Raw genomic sequence first — 17,741 nt, 5'->3', positions numbered from 1 at the left:
GCACACGGCGCGGTCGATCACATCAGACCAGCTTGCCGTGGCACTGCTTGTACTTCTTGCCCGAGCCGCACGGGCACGGGTCGTTGCGGCCGACCTTCGGCACCTCGCCTGCCAGGGCCGCAGCGGCGGCGGAGGCCGCGGAGCGCGGGGCGGCCATTGCCGGCGTGGCGCCATGCATCTCGGCATCGCCGGCGGCCACTTCGGCCAGCTCGTTGAACTCGTCATGCTTGTACTGCACGTTGCTCAACGCGGACAGGTCTTCCTCGATCTGCTCCGAAGCCTGCTCCAGTTCTTCCTGCGACTGGATGCGCACCGTAAAGATGATGCGGGTGACTTCGTTGCGGATCGTGTCGAGCAGGCGACCGAACAGCTCGAACGACTCGCGCTTGTATTCCTGCTTCGGATCCTTCTGCGCATAGCCGCGCAGGTGGATGCCCTGGCGCAGCATGTCGAGCGCGGCCAAGTGCTCGCGCCAGTGCGTATCAAGGCTCTGCAGCATCACCGAGCGCTCAAAGCCGGCAAAAGACTCGCGGCCAACCTGCGCGACCTTGCCTTCGTACACGGCTTCGGCGGCGTCCAGCACCATCTTCAGCAGGTCTTCGTCTTCGATCGACTGGGCCGCTTCCAGCGTCTTCACCAGCGGCTGATCGACGCCCCAGTCTTCGCGCAGCGTCTTCTCCAGACCGGCGACATCCCACTGCTCTTCCATGGTCTCGGCCGGCACATACGTGCGGAAGAGTTCCGTGAACACGGACTCGCGCAGGTTCTTGACGAGCTCACCCACATCCTGCGCTTCGAGAATCTCGTTACGCAGCTTGTAGATTTCCTTGCGCTGGTCGTTGGCAACGTCGTCGTATTGCAGCAGCTGCTTGCGGATGTCGAAGTTGCGGCCTTCCACCTTGCGCTGCGCCGATTCGATCGAGCGCGTGACGATGCCGGCTTCGATCGGCTCGCCCTCGGGCATCTTCAGGCGGTCCATGATGGCGCGCACGCGGTCGCCCGCGAAAATGCGCAGCAGCTGATCGTCCAGCGACAGATAGAAGCGCGACGAACCCGGGTCACCCTGGCGGCCGGCACGGCCACGGAGCTGGTTGTCGATCCGGCGCGACTCATGGCGCTCGGTGCCGATGATGTGCAGGCCGCCAGCAGCCTTCACCTGCTCGTGCAGCGATTGCCACTCATCCTGCAGCTGCTTCACGCGCGCCGCCTTTTCTTCGTCGGAAAGCGATGCGTCGGCCATCACGAAGCCGGCTTGCTTCTCCACGTTGCCGCCCAGCACGATGTCGGTGCCGCGGCCCGCCATGTTGGTGGCAATGGTGATCATCTTGGGCCGGCCGGCCTGCGCGATGATCTCCGCCTCACGCGCGTGCTGCTTGGCGTTGAGCACCTGGTGCGGCAGCTTGGCCTGCGTGAGCAGGTTCGACAGCAGCTCGGAGTTTTCGATGGAGGTCGTGCCGACCAGCACCGGCTGACCGCGCTCGTAGCAGTCGCGGATATCCCGGATGACGGCGTCGTAACGCTCCTTCGAGGTCTTGTAGATCTGGTCCTGCAAGTCCTTGCGCTGCGGCGGACGGTTGGTCGGGATCACCACCGTTTCCAGCCCGTAGATCTCCTGGAATTCGTACGCTTCCGTATCCGCCGTGCCGGTCATGCCGGCCAGCTTGCCGTACATGCGGAAGTAGTTCTGGAACGTGATGGTCGCCAGCGTCTGGTTTTCCTGCTGGATCTGCACGCCTTCCTTGGCTTCCACGGCCTGGTGCAGGCCGTCGGACCAGCGGCGGCCCGTCATCAGGCGGCCGGTGAATTCATCGACGATCACCACTTCGCCGTTCTGCACCACGTAGTGCTGGTCGCGGAAGAACAGGCTGTGCGCGCGCAGGGCGGCGTACAGGTGGTGCATCAGCGTGATGTTCTGCGGCGCGTAGAGCGATTCGCCCTCGCCGATCAGGCCCGCCTGCAGCAGGATCTGCTCGGCCTTCTCGTGGCCCGACTCGGTCAGGTAGACCTGATGCGATTTTTCGTCGACGTAGTAGTCGCCCGGCTTCTCGACGCCCGTGCCATCCGCCTTCTCTTCGCCGATCTGGCGGGTCAGCTGCGCCGGGATGCTGTTCATGCGACGGTACAGGTCAGTATGGTCTTCGGCCTGGCCCGAGATGATCAGCGGCGTACGCGCTTCGTCGATCAGGATCGAATCCACCTCGTCGACGATGGCGTAGTTAAGCGGACGCTGCACGCGCTGGCCGGCGTCGTAGACCATGTTGTCGCGCAGGTAGTCGAAGCCGAACTCGTTGTTCGTGCCGTAGGTGATGTCCGCCGCGTAGGCAGCCTGCTTCTGGTCGTGGTCCATGGTGGTCAGGTTGACCCCCACCGACAGGCCCAGCCAGTTGTACAGGCGGCCCATCCACTCGGCGTCGCGCTGGGCGAGGTAGTCATTGACCGTGACGACGTGCACGCCCTGGCCGGAGATGGCGTTCAGGTACACCGGCAGCGTGGCGGTCAGCGTCTTGCCTTCACCCGTGCGCATTTCGGCGATCTTGCCGTCGTGCAGCACCATGCCGCCGATCAGTTGGACGTCGAAGTGCCGCATCTTCATCACGCGCTTGCTGGCCTCGCGGCACACGGCAAACGCTTCGGGCAACAGCGCATCCAGCGTCTCGCCCTTGGCAAAACGTTGGCGGAATTCTTCGGTCTTGGCCTGCAGTTCGGCATCGGAAAGCGCTTCGAACTTGGGCTCGAGCGCATTGATCTGCGCCACCTTGCGGCGGTACTGTTTGATCAGCCGCTCATTGCGGCTGCCGAAAATCTTCTTGAGAAGGCCCGTGATCATCGATGGCGAGGGCCGGCGAGCCACCCGAAACCGCTTCGCGAAATACCGCGAAACCAGGCAGCGCAACGGCCCGAAAAGGGTTGGCGCAAAGGCGGGAGTTTAGCATGTGCACAACACCCGCTTGATGGCGGGAGGCCGGCCCGATGTGGCAGGAACGCCGCACTTTGGTGCAGCGTCCACCGCGCCGGACCGGCACACAATCACGCTGAATTGGGGACGGGCGCCCCCGATTGCAACCCGGGCCCGATCAGTGGCCCGCAGCCGCCATGCTCTTGCCGATATCGGCGGCCGCCACGGATGGCGCCGGCGCCTTGTTGACTGCCATCTTCGGCTGACCGGCGTTTTCCAGGAACGCCACCGGATTCTGCGGCACGTCGTTGACGTGCACCTCGAAATGCAGGTGCGGGCCCGTTGCGCGGCCCGTGCGGCCGATCAGCGCGATGCGCTCGCCGGCCTTGACGATGTCACCGACCTTGACGAACACCTTCGACGCATGCGCGTAGCGCGTCTTCAGGCCGTTGCCGTGGTCGATGTCGATCATGTTGCCGTATTCGTGATGGAACTCGCTGGCCACCACCACCCCGCCGGCGGCCGCCACGATCGGCGTACCGACCGGGCCGACGAAGTCCACGCCATCATGCTGCGTGCGCCGGCCGGTGAACGGATCGATCCGCACACCAAAGCCGGACGAGTCGTAGCCCGTGGCGACCGGGCGTACGGTCGGCATCAGCTTGGCGTGGATCTGGCGGTCCATCAGGGTGCTTTCGAGCACACTGAGGTAGTCGTTGCGCTGATCGGCCGAGCGCGTCAGCCGATCCAGCTCCGACTGGATCTCGGGCATCGACATCGGCCGGGAGAACGCGCCCTCCGGACCACCGCGGCCCGGCTGCGACTTGAAGTTGAATTCGCGCGGCGGCACCCCGGCCAGACCCGACACGCGGGCGCCCAGCGCATCGAGGCGCGCGATCTGCGCCTGCATCTCGCCGATGCGCGCGGCCATGAGGTTGAGGTTTTCGCGGGTGATGCGCGGGTCCGCAGCGGCCGTGGCCGAAGCGCTGGCTCCGGGCAGCAGGCCCTGCTTGGCAGCCAGCCATGTTCCGCCGACAGACAGCGCCGCCACGGTCAGCAGCGCCGCCCCAATGGCCACGAAGACCCCGCGTCGCGACAGGTGCACCGCGCCCGCCTTGCGCGGATGAATCAGGATGATCTGCATTGCTCTTTTCCGGACAAAAAAGCCGCCCGACGACACGAAAGCGCGGTCAGGCGCCCTACAATGCCGGCATGCGAATCTTCGTTCATCCCGCTCTCAAGACACTCGTGGCAAAACCGGTCCAGGACTGGCTCTCGGGTGCCGGTTCGGTCGGCCCGCTGATGCAGGCGGCCAGACAATTGGCGTCGTTGGAAGCGGAGGTGTTGTCGCTGTTGCCGCCCGGACTGGGCGGCGGCGTGGCCATCGGCGGTATCAAGAACGATGCACGCGACAGCCGGGAAGCGACTCTGGTGTTGCTCGCCGCACATAGTGCGGCAGCGGCGCGCCTACGGCAGGTGGTGCCCACCTTGCTGGAGCGTCTGCAGCGCCGGGGATCGCAGATTACCGCAATTCGGGTGCGGGTACAACCGCAGGGGGGCCGGGACAGTTTATGGCCACAAGAGACCGAAAAGCCGCCTAAACGCGCCAAGATGACCGCAGTTGGGCTCAACAGCCTGGCCGCCCTGGCGAACGAGCTGCCCGACTCCCCGCTGCGACAGGCGCTGGCCGAGATGGTCGCGCGGCATACCGCGTCCAAATAGAAAAGCGCCCCGCAGGGCGCTTTATTTTCGTCGTCGCGACCGCAGTGGATCAGGAGAACGCCGGTTGCAACTGCGGCAGGAACGCGCGCGGCGCCTCTTCCGCCTTGTCGAACGTCACGATCTCATAGGCGGTTTCGTCGGCCAGCAGCGCGCGCAGCAGCGCATTGTTCAACCCGTGCCCCGACTTGTGCGCCGTGTACGCCGCGATCAGCGGATGGCCGACCACGTACAGATCGCCGATCGCATCAAGGATCTTGTGGCGGACGAACTCGTCGCCGTAGCGCAGCTCATCGTTGTTGAGCATGCGGTGCTCGTCGAGCACGATGGCATTGTCCAGACTACCGCCGCGTGCCAGACCGACCTCGCGCAGCATCTCGACTTCGTGCGCAAAGCCGAACGTACGGGCGCGGGCGATTTCACGCGTGTAGCTCGTGTCGGCAAAGTCGATTTCGAACGTCTGGCCGGTCTTGTCGACGGCGGGGTGGCGAAACTCGATCGTGAACGACAGCTTGAAGCCGAAGTACGGGTCGAGCCGGGCGAGCTTGTCGCCGTCACGGATTTCGACGGGCTTGGTCACGCGGATGAAGCGCTTGGCCGCCCCCTGCTCCTCGATACCGGCCGACTGCAGCAGGAACACAAACGAGGCCGCGCTGCCGTCCATGATTGGGATTTCCTCCGCGTCGACATCCACGTACAGGTTGTCGATGCCGAGGCCGGCACAGGCCGACATCAAGTGTTCGACGGTCGACACGCGGGCGCCGTCCTTCTGCAGCACGGAAGCGAGGCGCGTATCGCCGATGGCGCTGGCGGTGGCGGGAATCTCGACGGCCGGGTCCAGGTCCACGCGCGTGAAAACGATGCCGGTGCCTGCGGCTGCCGGGCGCAACGTCAACGTCACCTTGCGGCCCGAGTGCAACCCGATGCCGACGGTCTTGACGAGGGACTTGATGGTGCGTTGTTTCAACATGGCCGCCCTCAACTCACGAAATTCCTACGATTGTTTTTATCTATGCAGTCCGCATAGGTGATAACCCTAAGCATACCATTTTCACATCCCTGCCTTCAAAACGACTTTTGTATCGGGATGTTAGGCGTGCACACAGGCCTCTCAACCTTAGTGCACGCAGATTCGGCGCCCGGGTCTTCTCAGCGTAGAGGCGGTGCCGGATGGCGGCGGTGCTCCGCCATTTGGGGGAGATCCGGGTGTGGCGTCAGAGTATCGCGAGGACCGCTTCGGCGCTGCTGACGGCGAACTGCCCGGGCGCCTCGACCTGTAGCGCAGTTACCACACCGTCTCTCACGACCATCGCATAGCGCAGTGACCGGATGCCCATGCCGCGCTGGGAAAGATCTTGCTCCAGCCCCAGCTTGCGCGTGAACTCCGCGCTGCCGTCGGCGAGCATGCGGATCTTGCCGTCCGTGCCCTGCGCGCGCGCCCAGGCGCCCATCACGAAGGCGTCGTTGACCGACACGCACCAGATTTCGTCGACACCCTTGGCGCGCAGGGCATCGAAGTGCTCGAGGTAACCGGGCACATGACGCGCCGAGCACGTCGGCGTAAAGGCGCCCGGCAGGCCAAAGACGACGATCGTCTTGCCTTCGGCCAGCAGCGACACGGAAAACGCGTTCGGTCCGAGCGCGCAGCCGTCCTTTTCCACCTCAAAGAACTCGTAGAGCGTCGCGTCGGGCAGCGGTTGGCCAGGCTGGATCATGTTGGTCGGAAAGCGTATGCGCGGATAGCGCGATCATAGAACGAGACCGCCCGCGCGAGAGCGACTCACGCGGGCGGTCTTGGGAGACAACGACATCACGCGGCAGCAGGCAGGACGGGAGACCGCGCGCTACGCGACGAACGGGCACACCCACCGGGCGGGCTGGACCCTTCCGGGGAGGCGGCCAGAGGCCAACCCACCCGGCGGCAACGACTGTGTCCGTGGCGTCGCGCGCTGTCGGCCGGCGAGCAGCGATCCACCACACGACGGCGGTCACGGAGGGGAGCCGTGAACCGCACGCAGCGCGGCGTGCCGCAAGCAGCCTGACGTGCGCGGGCGCTACCTATCCTGCCAACGTGCCGGATCAGTCCGCCTGCTTGCGCAGGAAGGCCGGAATGTCGTACGTGTCGACGCCCTTCTCTTGCAGTGCCGCCACGTGGGCCGATGCCGACTCACGCGAACTGCGCCACACAGCCGGGGTGTCGAAGTTGCTGTAGTCCGGCGCGGCCGCCACCGAATGGCCGGCGCCGCCGCCGAAGGCCACCGGCTGGTTGTCGGTACCGGTCTTGAGCAGGGTCATCGTCTGCTGCTGTTGCTGCTTGTTCCGGTTGGCGCGGCCCAGGCCCGTGGCCACGACCGTTACGCGCAGCGCATCGCCCATGGCGTCGTCGTAGACCGTACCGAAAATGACGGTGGCATCTTCCGCGGCATAGCTGCGGATGGTGTTCATCACCTCCTTGGTCTCGGACAGCTTGAGCGAGCGGCTGGCCGTGATGTTGACCAGCACGCCGCGTGCGCCCGACAGGTCCACGCCTTCCAGCAGCGGGCTGGCCACGGCCTGCTCGGCAGCCAGGCGTGCGCGGTCGACGCCGGACACGGTAGCCGTGCCCATCATCGCCTTGCCCTGTTCGCCCATCACCGTCTTCACGTCTTCAAAGTCGACGTTCACCAGGCCATCGACGTTGATGATTTCGGCGATGCCGGCCACGGCGTTGTGCAGCACGTCGTCGGCGCACTGGAAGCACTTGTCCATCTCGGCGTCGTCGCCCATGACTTCGAAGAGCTTCTCGTTGAGCACGACGATCAACGAATCGACGTTGCCTTCCAGTTCGTTGGCGCCCGACTCGCCCACCTTGGCGCGGCGTGCGCCTTCAAAATCGAACGGCTTGGAGACCACGCCCACGGTCAGGATGCCCATCTCCTTGGCGATCTGTGCGACGACCGGAGCGGCGCCCGTGCCCGTGCCGCCGCCCATGCCGGCGGTGATGAACACCATGTGTGCGCCGCGCAGTGCGTCAGCAATCTGCTCACGGGCTTCTTCTGCGCAGTGCCTGCCGACCTCGGGCTTGGCGCCCGCGCCCAGGCCCGTGTTGCCCAGCTGCAGCACGCGCGATGCGGTCGAGCGCTTGAGCGCCTGCGCATCGGTGTTCATGCAGATGAATTCCACGCCTTGCACGCCGCGGTTGATCATGTGCTGCACGGCGTTCCCGCCCGCACCACCGACGCCGACCACCTTGATGATGGTGCCGTCCTGCATTTCCGTTTCGATCATGTCAAAGTCCATCATTGCCTCCAGAAGTGATCAGTCCCAGACGATGCAGCCTCCCCGCCGCAACTCCTGGTTCCTGAACGAAAAACATCAAAAACAAGAAACCCACTTGCTCCCCCGGGGAGCACATCGCCAACCCTGAGCGCACACGCGCCTAGAAATTGCCGATGAACCATTCCTTCATGCGCGTCCAGATCTGCTTGACCGAACCGGACTGCACCACCACCTTGCGGCCACGCATGCGCTGCACGCGGCCTTCCTGCAACAGGCCCATCACCGTGGCGTAACGCGGGCTCTTCACGACTTCGTGCAGATTGCCGCGGTACTCGGGCACGCCCACGCGCACCGGCTTCAGGAACATGTCTTCGCCAAGCTCGACCATGCCCGGCATCATTGCCGTACCGCCGGTGAGGACCACGCCGCTGGAGAGCAGCTCCTCGTAGCCGGATTCGCGCACCACCTGGTGCACGAGCGAGAACAGCTCTTCCACGCGCGGCTCGATCACGGCGGCCAGCGCCTGGCGGCTCAGCGTGCGAGGGCCGCGGTCGCCGACGCCCGGCACATCGATCATCTCGTCCGGATCGGCCAATACCTGCTTGGCGATGCCGTACTGGATCTTGATGTCCTCGGCGTCCGGCGTGGGCGTGCGCAGGGCCATGGCGATGTCGTTGGTGATCTGGTCGCCGGCGATGGGGATCACGGCCGTGTGGCGGATCGCGCCTTCGCTGAAAATGGCGATGTCGGTCGTGCCACTGCCGATGTCGACCAGCACGACGCCGAGTTCCTTCTCGTCTTCGGTCAGCACCGCCAGGCTCGAGGCGAGCGGCTGCAGGATCAGGTCATGCACTTCGAGCCCGCAACGGCGCACGCACTTCACGATGTTCTGTGCCGCGCTCACCGCGCCGGTCACGATGTGCACCTTCACCTCGAGCCGGATGCCGCTCATGCCGATCGGCTCGCGCACGTCTTCCTGGCCGTCGATGATGAATTCCTGCGTGAGGATGTGCAGGATCTGCTGGTCGGTCGGGATGTTGACGGCCTTGGCGGTCTCGATCACGCGCGCGACGTCGGTGGAGGTGACTTCCTTGTCCTTGATCGCCACCATGCCGCTGGAGTTGAAGCTGCGGATATGGCTGCCGGCGATGCCCGTGAAGACCTCGCTGATCTTGCAGTCGGCCATCAGCTCCGCTTCTTCGAGCGCCTTCTGGATCGACTGGACGGTCGCCTCGATGTTGACCACCACGCCCTTCTTCAGCCCCTTCGATTCGGTCTGGCCCATGCCGATGACCTCGTAGGCGCCGTCGGGACGCAACTCGGCCACCACCGCCACCACCTTGGAGGTGCCGATATCCAGCCCGACCAGAAGATCCTTGTATTCCTTGCTCATCGCGTTTTCTCTGTGCTTCGCGTTGCTTTGTTGTTGGCCGCTGCATTCGTCTTCTTTGCAGCATTGCCGGTGCTGGGCAGCTTGCCCCCCTTGGCCAGCACCGCAGCCTGCGCATCGGTCAGGAAGCGCACACCCGCCGCCCGAACTGCGAACCCGTTTGGGTAGCGCAGATCGGCGTATTCGATCTGACCGCCCCAGCGCTGCGTCACCTGCGGCCACGCGCGCACGAAGCGGCGGGCACGCGCAGCCAGCGCGCTGCGGTCATCGTCATTCAACTCCCGGCCGAACTCGACGACCGTGCCGTTGGACAGCCTGGCACGCCAGGCGTAGCGATCTGTCAGCGTCACGCTCACCGGCTCGGCATTCAGCGGCTTGAACCACTCGGTCATCGTTTCCAGCTTGTCGACCACGTCCTGCTCGGTCCCCTCCGGCCCGGCCAGCGCGACGAGATCGGTGTCGTCCTCGGCTTCGGCCAGGTTGGCGACGAACACTTCGCCATACGTGTTGACCAGCTTGCCGGACTCATTGCCGCCCCAGGTGCCGAGTGCTTCGTGCTCCTGCACTTCCACCAGCAACCCGTTCGGCCACACGCGGCGCACGCTCGCACGCCGCACCCACGGCACCGACTCGAACGCGGCACGCGCCTCGTCGAGGTTCAGCGTGAAGAAGTTGCCCCGCAGCTTCACCAGCGCATTCGCGCGCACGCTGGGCACGTTCACATGGCGCAGCTCGCTGCCGGCCATCGGCATCACGCGCACGTGCTGCAGTTGGAACATCGGACGCTGTATCAGCCACATCGCCCCCACGCCCAATGCCGCCAGCGCGAGCAGCGCATACAGCGCGGTCGCGACGGTATTGAGGAGACGGGTGTTGTGCCACATAACGTTGTGCTATCCGGTTTGGCTGACGTTTGGTCGGTTATTCAGGTTTCCAGTCGCTGCTCGCGTGCAGCTCCAGCGATGCGGAGGCCGCCAGCTGCAGCACGAAGTCTTCGTAGCTGATGCCCGCGGCGCGCGCGCCCATCGGCACCAGCGAATGGCCGGTCATGCCCGGCGACGTATTCATCTCCAGCAGGAACGGCGCGTTGTCGGACTTGCGCAGCATGATGTCGGCGCGGCCCCAACCGCGGCACCCCAGCCCGCGATACGCCTGCACCACCAGCGCCTGCACGCGTGCGGCCACATCGGCGGGAATCGGTGCGGGGCACTCGTAGCGCGTGTCGTCGGTGAAGTACTTGTTCTGGTAGTCGTAGTTGGCCTGCGGCGCGACGATGCGGATGAGCGGCAGCGCCGTGGCGCTCTCACCCTCGCCGATGACGGGGCAGGTCAGCTCGTCGCCGTCGATGAATTGCTCGGCCATCACGTCGCGGTCCAGGCGCGCGGCCTTCTCGTAGGCGGCAGGCAGTTCAGCCACGTTCGTCACCTTCGTCAGGCCGATCGACGAACCTTCACGCGCGGGCTTGACGATCAGCGGCAGGCCAAGCCGGTCGGCCACGGCTTGCCAGTCGGCGTCTGCGTGCAGCATGACGAAGTCGGGCGTCGGCAGGCCATGCGTCTGCCATTGGCGCTTGGTGGCTTCCTTGTCCATCGCCAGCGCAGACGCGAGTACGCCGCTACCGGTGTACGGAATGCCAAACTGCTCGAGCAGGCCCTGGATCGTGCCGTCTTCTCCAAAGCGGCCGTGCAGCGAGATCACCACGCGGTCGAAACCCTGTTTGGCGAGGTCGGCCACCGGCTGCACGCCCGGATCAAACGGATGCGCGTCGACGCCACGCGAACGCAGCGCCGCCAGCACGCCTTTGCCCGACAGCAGCGAGATTTCACGCTCGGCAGAACGGCCGCCCAGCAGGACGCCCACCTTGCCGAGGGCTTTCGGATCGATGGCCGGATGCGCAACGAACGGACCGGTCGTCATAGTCGTCATGCCCGTGCTCCTGCCTGACGCGCGGCGACCTGGCCGGGCACCTGGCCGATGGACCCTGCGCCCATGGTGATGACCACGTCGCCGTTCTGTGCCGCATCGAGGATCGCTTGCGGCATGTCTTCAATCTGTTCCACGAATACGGGCTCGACCTTGTTGGCTACACGCAGCGCGCGCGTGAGCGAGCGACCGTCGGCCGCCACGATAGGCGGCTCGCCAGCGGCATAGACCTCGGCCAGCAGCAGCGCATCCACCGTGCCGAGCACCTTCACGAAGTCTTCAAAGCAATCCCGCGTGCGCGTGAAGCGGTGCGGCTGGAACGCCAGCACGAGGCGTCGATCGGGGAACGCGCCACGTGCAGCGGCCAGCGTGGCGGCCATCTCGACCGGGTGGTGACCGTAGTCGTCGATGAGCGTGAAGGTGCCCTTGCCGTCGGCGGTCGGCACTTCGCCGTAACGCTGGAAGCGGCGGCCCACGCCGTTGAACTCGGCCAGCGCCTTGACGATGGCCTCGTCGGGCACTTCCAGCTCGGTGGCGATGGCGATCGCAGCCAGCGCGTTTTGCACGTTGTGCATGCCCGGCAGGTTCAGCGTGATCGCCAGCGGCGGCTCGGCGTGGCCGTTGAGCTGCCGGATGACGGTGAATTCCATGCGGCCATCGACGGCGCGCGCGTTGACGGCACGAATCTGCGCGTCTTCGGCGAAGCCATAGCGCACGACGGGCTTGGAGACGAATGGCAGGATCTCGCGCACGTTCGGATCATCCACGCACAGCACCGCGATGCCGTAGAACGGCAGGCGATGCGTGAACTCGATGAACGCCTGCTTCAGCCGCGCGAAGTCGTGCCCGTAGGTGTCCATGTGGTCGGCATCGATGTTGGTGATGACTTCGATCACGGGGAACAGGTTCAGGAACGACGCGTCGGATTCGTCCGCCTCGGCGACGATGAAATCGCCCGTGCCAAGCCGTGCGTTGGCGCCGGCAGAATTGAGGCGCCCGCCGATCACGAAGGTCGGATCGAGGCCGCCCTCGGCCAGCACGGAGGCAACGAGGCTCGTGGTCGTCGTCTTGCCGTGCGTGCCGGCAATCGCGATGCCCTGCTTCAGACGCATCAGTTCGGCCAGCATCACGGCGCGCGGCACGATCGGAATGCGCTTGGCGCGTGCGGCCAGGACTTCCGGGTTGTCGCCGCGCACGGCGGTCGATACCACCACGGCATTCGCGCCGACGATGTGTTCCGGCGCATGGCCCTGCATGATGGTCGCGCCCAGCGATGCCAGGCGCTGCGTGGTCGCGCTGCTGCCCAGGTCCGAGCCCGTCACGCGGTAGCCCAGGTTCAGCAGCACCTCGGCGATGCCGCTCATGCCGGCCCCGCCGATGCCCACGAAATGGATGTTTTTGACAATGTGCTTCATATCGATTCTTTCCTATGCCCCTATGTGCGGCTTACGGCGACACACACGTCGGCAACCCGCTCGGCCGCTTCCGGCCTCGCCTGCTCGCGTGCCTTGGCCGCCATATCGGCCAATTGGGCACGCGTCAGGTGCGCGAGTGTATCTGCCAGCGACGCCGGACTCAGTTCCGGCTGGGGCACCAGCAAGGCCGCGCCGCGTTCGGAAAGGAACCGCGCGTTGGTGGTCTGGTGGTCGTCCACTGCATGCGGGAACGGAACGAACAGCGCAGCGACACCGGCCGCGGCCACTTCGGAGACGGTCATGGCGCCCGCGCGGCAGATCACGAGATCGGCATGCGCATAGGCGGCCGCCATATCGTCGATGAACGGGACGGCATGCGCGTGGGCCTCGTCGATGCCCGCTGCGGCGTAGTTCGCGCGCAGCGTGTCGATCTGCTTGGCGCCGGCCTGGTGGATGACGATCGGGCGCGTGTGGGCCGGCAGCAGCGCCATCGCCTTCGGTACCACGTCGTTCAGGGCCGCCGCCCCGAGGCTGCCGCCCACCACCAGCACGCGCAGCGGGCCGGTGCGCTCCGCATAGCGCGCCTGCGGCGACGACAGCGCTGCCAGGTCCGCGCGGATCGGGTTGCCGACCCATTCGGCACCGGCCAGCGCGTTAGGGAAGGCGCACAGCACGCGATCCGCCACACGCGCCAGCACGCGGTTGGCGAGACCGGCAATCGAATTCTGCTCGTGCAGCACGAGCGGGCGGCCCAGCAGCACGCTCATCATGCCGCCCGGGAAGGTAATATAGCCGCCCATGCCGAGCACCACGTTCGGACGCACGCGGCGCACGACGCCGAGGCTTTGCCAGAACGCGCGCAGCAGATTGAGCGGCAGCAGAAACTTGGTGACGAGACCCTTGCCGCGCACACCGCCAAACTGCACCGACTCCAGCGGAAAGCCGTGCTTGGGCACAAGCTGGCCTTCCATGCCGTTCGCGTTGCCCAGCCAAACCACCTTCCAGCCACGCGCGGCCAGCAGCTTGGCGACCGACAGCGCGGGGAAGATGTGGCCGCCCGTACCGCCGGCCATGACGAGGAGCGTGCGCGATGGCGTGCCGACCGTCATACCTTGCCCCCACGCATCAGCACGCGGTTTTCATAGTCGATGCGCAGCAGCAGCGCGAGCGCCACGCAGTTCATCAGGATGCCCGAGCCGCCGTAGCTGACCATCGGCAGCGTCAGGCCCTTGGTCGGCAGCAGACCGAGGTTCACGCCCATGTTGATGAACGCCTGCCAGCCGATCCAGATGCCCAGCCCCTTGGCGACCAGCCCGGCGAACGTGCGGTCGAGCTGCAGCGCGGTGCGGCCGATCTCGAACGCGCGGCGCACCATCCAGTAGAACAGCAGGATCACGATCAGCACGCCGACAAAACCGAGCTCCTCGCCGATCACGGCCAGGATGAAGTCGGTATGCGCTTCGGGCAGGTAGTGCAGCTTCTCGATGCTGCCGCCCAGGCCGACGCCGGTCCACTCGCCGCGCCCGAAGGCGATGAGCGAGTGCGTCAGCTGGTACGCCTTGCCCTGCGCGTATTCCTCTTGCCACGGGTTCAGGTACGCGAAGATGCGCTCGCGCCGCCACGGCGATGCCACGATCAGCAGCGAGAACGTCGAGACGGCCGTCAGCACCAGTCCGCCGAACAGCTTGCCGTTCACGCCGCCCAGGAACAGGATGCCCATGGCCACGGCGGCAATCACGAGGAACGCGCCCATGTCGGGCTCCAGCAGCAGCAGCGAACCGACGAACGCCACCGCCACGCCCATCGGCAGGAAGCCCTTGCGCACGCTCTGCATCCAGTCCTGCTTGCGCACGGTGTAATTGGCCGCGTACAGCACGACCGCCAGCTTCATCAGCTCGGAAGGCTGGAAGTTCATGATGCCGAGCGGCAACCAGCGCCGCGCGCCGTTCACGCCCTTGCCCACGTGCGGAATCAGCACCACGATCAGCAGGACCAGCGCGAGGATGAACAGCTTGGGCGCGTACTTGTCCCAGAACTTCACTGGGATCTGGAATGCCACCACGGCCCCGATCACGCCGATCAACAGCGAGAAGGCGTGGCGCGTCAGGAAGTGCCCATTCGTATAGTTGGCGTACTTCGGTGAATCGGGCAGCGCAATCGACGCCGAATACACCATCACCAGCCCGAGGCCGAGCAGCACGATCGCCACCCACATCAGCGGCTGGTCGTATTCCATCATCTTGGAGCGCGTTGGCTTGACGCCCGAAACAGCGTCGCGCAGCCCGCCCCAGGCGCTGCCGATGGTCGCCCCGATGAAGCCGCTGCGCTTGATCTGGGTGTCGCTCATAGCAGCACTCCCCGGTCGGCGGCGAGCGCGACCACGGCTTCGTGGAACACCTGCGCGCGATGTTCGTAGTTGCGGAACATGTCGAAGCTCGCGCAGGCCGGCGACAGCAGCACGGCATCACCGGGCTGGGCGTGCGCGGCTGCCTGGTTCACGGCAGCCTCAAGCGTGGGTGCATCGATGAGTGCGACACCGGTACCCGCCAGCGCCTCGCGGATTCGCGGCGCATCGCGGCCGATCAGCACCACCGCACGCGCGTACTGCGCGACGGGCGCAGCCAGCGGCGAAAAGTCCTGGCCCTTGCCGTCTCCGCCCGCAATCAGGACGACGTGCTTGGACAGGCCAGACAGCGCCGCCACCGTTGCGCCGACATTGGTGCCCTTGCTGTCGTCAAAGAATTCGATGTCATCGAACGCGGCGATGAGTTCAACACGGTGCGGCTCGCCGACGTAATCGCGCAGGCCGTGCAACAGTGCGCTCACCGGCAGGTCGATCGCACGGCACAGGGCGAGTGCGGCCATCGCATTCGTGGCGTTATGCAGGCCGCGGATGCGCAGTGCGTCCGCCGGCATCAGGCGCTTGAGACGGACCGGCACGGGCGCGGCGGGCGCCGTGTCGCCCTTCTTGCGGCGTGCCGGCTTGGGAAGGTCGTCGTCCTCGGCTTCGGCCAGCACGATCCACGGCATGCCGCCCTCGCGCAGCAGGCCAAGCGCATCGGGCGCAGCAGGCTCGTCGGTGCCAAAGGTCACGTCGATGCCGTGCTTGCTCGCGAACGCCATCACGCCGGCGTCCTGCCGGTTCAGCACGCGCACGGTGCGGGCGCCGAAGATGCGGCCCTTGGCTGCGGCGTAGGCTTCCATCGAGCCGTGCCAGTCAAGGTGGTCCTGCGTGATGTTGAGGATGGTCGCGGCGTCGGCATCCAGCGTATGCGTGGTCTCGAGCTGGAAGCTGGACAGTTCGAGCACCCACACGTCGGGCAGCACGCCTGCGTCGATGCATTCGCTGAGCTTATCGAGCGCGGAGGGGCTGATGTTGCCGGCCACACCGACGGTCTTGCCGGCACGTTGGGCCAACGCGCCCGTGAGCGCCGTCGTGGTGGTCTTGCCGTTGGTGCCCGTGATGGCCAGCACACGCGGCGCGTAGGCCTGCACGGCCTTGAGGCCGGCCAGCGCGCGAGCAAACAGTTCGATCTCGCCCCAGACGGGCACCGTGCGTTCGCTGGCGGCGGCAAGCAGCGCAGCGACGTTCGCATCCAGCGGCGACAGGCCGGGGCTGATCGCCACCAGCGTCACGCCTTCCAGCAGCGATGCGACAAACGGGCCGCTCACGAATTCGGCGTCCGGCACGTGGGCGCGCAAGGTCGGCAAGTTGGCCGGTGTCTCGCGCGTATCGGCCACGCGCACGCGCGCACCGTGGCGGGCGCACCAGCGCGCCATGGCGAGGCCCGACTCGCCCAGGCCGAGCACCAGCACGAACGGCGCGTCGAATTCGCCAAACATGCGCGGCGCCTGCGCTGTTTCAGCCGGCGGCGTCGGCTCGGTGGAGTCGAGCGTGGTGGCGACGACATCCATGTCGTCGTCGGGGCGGGCGGGTTCGGCCATGTCGATCGTGTCTGTCATGTCGCCCTCACCGCAGCTTCAACGTCGACAGGCCTATCAGCACCAGCATCATGGTGATGACCCAGAAGCGCACGACCACCTGCGTCTCTTTCCAGCCGCCCAGCTCGAAATGGTGATGCAGCGGCGCCATGCGGAACAGGCGCCGACCCTCGCCATAGCGCTTCTTCGTGAACTTGAACCACGTCACCTGCAGCATCACCGAGAGCGTTTCGGCCACGAAGATGCCGCCCATGATGAAGAGCACGATTTCCTGGCGGACGATCACGGCAATGGTGCCCAACGCCCCGCCCAGCGCCAGCGCGCCGACGTCGCCCATGAACACCTGCGCCGGATGCGCGTTGAACCACAGGAAGGCGAGCCCCGCCCCGGCCATCGCCGAGCAGAAGATCAGCAGCTCACCCGCGCCCGGAATATGCGGGAACAGCAGGTATTTGCTGTAGACCGCGCTGCCCATCACGTAAGCAAACACACCCAGCGCGCTGCCGACCAGCACCACCGGCATGATGACGAGGCCGTCGAGGCCGTCCGTCAGGTTCACCGCATTGCTCGAGCCGACGATCACGAGGTAAGTCAGCACGATGAAACCGAACACGCCGAGCGGGTAACTGACTTCCTTGAAGAACGGCACGATCAGGTGCGACTTGGCCGGCAGGTTCAGCGACAGACCGCTGCGCACCCATTCCATGAACAGCTCCAGCACGCGCATGTTGCTCGTCTCGGACACCGAGAACGCCAGGTACGCCGCGGCAAACAGGCCGATCACGGTCTGCCAGAAGAACTTCTCGCGCGAGGACATGCCCTTCGGGTCACGGTGCACGACCTTGCGGTAGTCATCCACCCAGCCAACAGCGCCGTAGCCGAGCGTGACGAGCAGCACGATCCAGATGAATCGGTTGCCCCAGTCGGCCCACAGCAGCGTGGACACCGCAATGCCGATGAGCACCAGGACGCCGCCCATGGTCGGCGTGCCGGCCTTGACCAGGTGCGTCTGCGGACCATAGCTGCGCACGGCCTGGCCAACTTTCAGTTCCGTCAGCCGACGGATCACCCACGGCCCGAACCCGAGGCCGATCACCAGCGCCGTGAGGGATGCCATCACGGCCCGGAACGTCAGATAGTTGAAAACGCGCAGGAAGCCGTAGTCGTTCTGCAGCCACTGCGCCAATGCCAATAACAT

At 65.8% G+C, this 17,741-nt stretch carries 14 protein-coding genes; 1 reads left to right on the top strand and 13 read right to left on the bottom strand.

The features are described from left to right. Positions 1 to 22 precede the first annotated feature (22 nt). Positions 23 to 2,827 carry a preprotein translocase subunit SecA gene (gene secA / locus A6M56_RS04635; protein WP_102080130.1) on the bottom strand — a complete coding sequence of 935 codons (2,805 nt, stop codon included), beginning with the start codon at positions 2,825 to 2,827 and terminating at the stop codon, positions 23 to 25. A gap of 247 nt (positions 2,828 to 3,074) precedes the next feature. After that, positions 3,075 to 4,040: a M23 family metallopeptidase gene (locus tag A6M56_RS04630; protein ID WP_286757819.1), complete on the bottom strand. Its 966-nt coding sequence runs from the start codon at positions 4,038 to 4,040 to the stop codon at positions 3,075 to 3,077. 68 nt (positions 4,041 to 4,108) lie between these two features. Between A6M56_RS04630 and A6M56_RS04625 the strand changes: the two genes are divergently transcribed. Further along, positions 4,109 to 4,618: a DciA family protein gene (locus A6M56_RS04625; RefSeq protein ID WP_102080132.1), complete on the top strand. Its 510-nt coding sequence runs from the start codon at positions 4,109 to 4,111 to the stop codon at positions 4,616 to 4,618. Positions 4,619 to 4,667: 49 nt separating this feature from the next. Here the strand turns inward: A6M56_RS04625 and lpxC are convergent, their stop codons facing one another. The 11 genes from lpxC to mraY all read right to left on the bottom strand — a co-directional run bounded on the left by lpxC (position 4,668) and on the right by mraY (position 17,741). Further along, positions 4,668 to 5,585, bottom strand: a complete 918-nt coding sequence (lpxC, locus tag A6M56_RS04620) for a UDP-3-O-acyl-N-acetylglucosamine deacetylase (RefSeq protein ID WP_045785932.1) — start codon at positions 5,583 to 5,585, stop codon at positions 4,668 to 4,670. Positions 5,586 to 5,829: 244 nt separating this feature from the next. Next, a complete protein-coding gene (locus A6M56_RS04615) occupies positions 5,830 to 6,330 on the bottom strand; it encodes a peroxiredoxin (protein ID WP_045785931.1) in 501 nt (166 codons plus the stop codon). Between the two features lie 364 nt (positions 6,331 to 6,694). After that, on the bottom strand, positions 6,695 to 7,894 hold the full coding sequence (gene ftsZ, locus A6M56_RS04610) for a cell division protein FtsZ (protein ID WP_045785930.1): 1,200 nt from the start codon (positions 7,892 to 7,894) through the stop codon (positions 6,695 to 6,697). 139 nt (positions 7,895 to 8,033) lie between these two features. Next, positions 8,034 to 9,266: a cell division protein FtsA gene (gene ftsA / locus A6M56_RS04605; RefSeq protein WP_045785929.1), complete on the bottom strand. Its 1,233-nt coding sequence runs from the start codon at positions 9,264 to 9,266 to the stop codon at positions 8,034 to 8,036. Further along, positions 9,263 to 10,147: a cell division protein FtsQ/DivIB gene (locus A6M56_RS04600; RefSeq protein ID WP_045785928.1), complete on the bottom strand. Its 885-nt coding sequence runs from the start codon at positions 10,145 to 10,147 to the stop codon at positions 9,263 to 9,265. Before A6M56_RS04600 ends, ftsA begins: the two co-directional genes overlap by 4 nt. Positions 10,148 to 10,184: 37 nt before the next feature. After that, positions 10,185 to 11,180 (bottom strand): D-alanine--D-alanine ligase, encoded by a 996-nt coding sequence (locus A6M56_RS04595; RefSeq protein ID WP_045785927.1) that lies wholly within the window; start codon positions 11,178 to 11,180, stop codon positions 10,185 to 10,187. A 5-nt stretch (positions 11,181 to 11,185) separates the two neighbouring features. Beyond that, positions 11,186 to 12,601 (bottom strand): UDP-N-acetylmuramate--L-alanine ligase, encoded by a 1,416-nt coding sequence (murC, locus tag A6M56_RS04590; RefSeq protein ID WP_045785926.1) that lies wholly within the window; start codon positions 12,599 to 12,601, stop codon positions 11,186 to 11,188. Positions 12,602 to 12,621: 20 nt separating this feature from the next. Next, entirely contained in the window at positions 12,622 to 13,710 is a 1,089-nt protein-coding gene (gene murG, locus A6M56_RS04585; protein WP_102080133.1) for an undecaprenyldiphospho-muramoylpentapeptide beta-N-acetylglucosaminyltransferase, read from the bottom strand. Beyond that, positions 13,707 to 14,948, bottom strand: a complete 1,242-nt coding sequence (ftsW, locus tag A6M56_RS04580) for a putative lipid II flippase FtsW (RefSeq protein WP_045785924.1) — start codon at positions 14,946 to 14,948, stop codon at positions 13,707 to 13,709. The genes murG and ftsW overlap by 4 nt, the downstream gene beginning before the upstream one ends. After that, on the bottom strand, positions 14,945 to 16,444 hold the full coding sequence (murD, locus tag A6M56_RS04575; RefSeq protein ID WP_180964261.1) for a UDP-N-acetylmuramoyl-L-alanine--D-glutamate ligase: 1,500 nt from the start codon (positions 16,442 to 16,444) through the stop codon (positions 14,945 to 14,947). The genes ftsW and murD overlap by 4 nt, the downstream gene beginning before the upstream one ends. A 127-nt stretch (positions 16,445 to 16,571) precedes the next feature. Continuing rightward, entirely contained in the window at positions 16,572 to 17,741 is a 1,170-nt protein-coding gene (gene mraY, locus A6M56_RS04570) for a phospho-N-acetylmuramoyl-pentapeptide-transferase (protein ID WP_045785922.1), read from the bottom strand.

It is taken from the genome of Ralstonia sp. RL, from assembly GCF_001683835.1.
GTDB lineage: Bacteria > Pseudomonadota > Gammaproteobacteria > Burkholderiales > Burkholderiaceae > Ralstonia > Ralstonia mannitolilytica.
The sequence above is the reverse complement of the archived record's forward strand: the minus strand, read 5'-3'. Positions and strand labels throughout refer to the sequence as shown.

Bases quoted from the DNA above. Each gene is read 5' to 3' on its own strand.
- secA (WP_102080130.1), bottom strand. From the start codon at position 2,827: ATGATCACGGGCCTTCTCAAGAAGATTTTCGGCAGCCGCAATGAGCGG.
- A6M56_RS04630 (WP_286757819.1), bottom strand. From the start codon at position 4,040: ATGCAGATCATCCTGATTCATCCGCGCAAGGCGGGCGCGGTGCACCTG.
- A6M56_RS04625 (WP_102080132.1), top strand. From the start codon at position 4,109: ATGCGAATCTTCGTTCATCCCGCTCTCAAGACACTCGTGGCAAAACCG.
- lpxC (WP_045785932.1), bottom strand. From the start codon at position 5,585: ATGTTGAAACAACGCACCATCAAGTCCCTCGTCAAGACCGTCGGCATC.
- A6M56_RS04615 (WP_045785931.1), bottom strand. From the start codon at position 6,330: ATGATCCAGCCTGGCCAACCGCTGCCCGACGCGACGCTCTACGAGTTC.
- ftsZ (WP_045785930.1), bottom strand. From the start codon at position 7,894: ATGGACTTTGACATGATCGAAACGGAAATGCAGGACGGCACCATCATC.
- ftsA (WP_045785929.1), bottom strand. From the start codon at position 9,266: ATGAGCAAGGAATACAAGGATCTTCTGGTCGGGCTGGATATCGGCACC.
- A6M56_RS04600 (WP_045785928.1), bottom strand. From the start codon at position 10,147: ATGTGGCACAACACCCGTCTCCTCAATACCGTCGCGACCGCGCTGTAT.
- A6M56_RS04595 (WP_045785927.1), bottom strand. From the start codon at position 11,180: ATGACGACCGGTCCGTTCGTTGCGCATCCGGCCATCGATCCGAAAGCC.
- murC (WP_045785926.1), bottom strand. From the start codon at position 12,601: ATGAAGCACATTGTCAAAAACATCCATTTCGTGGGCATCGGCGGGGCC.
- murG (WP_102080133.1), bottom strand. From the start codon at position 13,710: ATGACGGTCGGCACGCCATCGCGCACGCTCCTCGTCATGGCCGGCGGT.
- ftsW (WP_045785924.1), bottom strand. From the start codon at position 14,948: ATGAGCGACACCCAGATCAAGCGCAGCGGCTTCATCGGGGCGACCATC.
- murD (WP_180964261.1), bottom strand. From the start codon at position 16,444: ATGTTTGGCGAATTCGACGCGCCGTTCGTGCTGGTGCTCGGCCTGGGC.
- mraY (WP_045785922.1), bottom strand. From the start codon at position 17,741: ATGTTATTGGCATTGGCGCAGTGGCTGCAGAACGACTACGGCTTCCTG.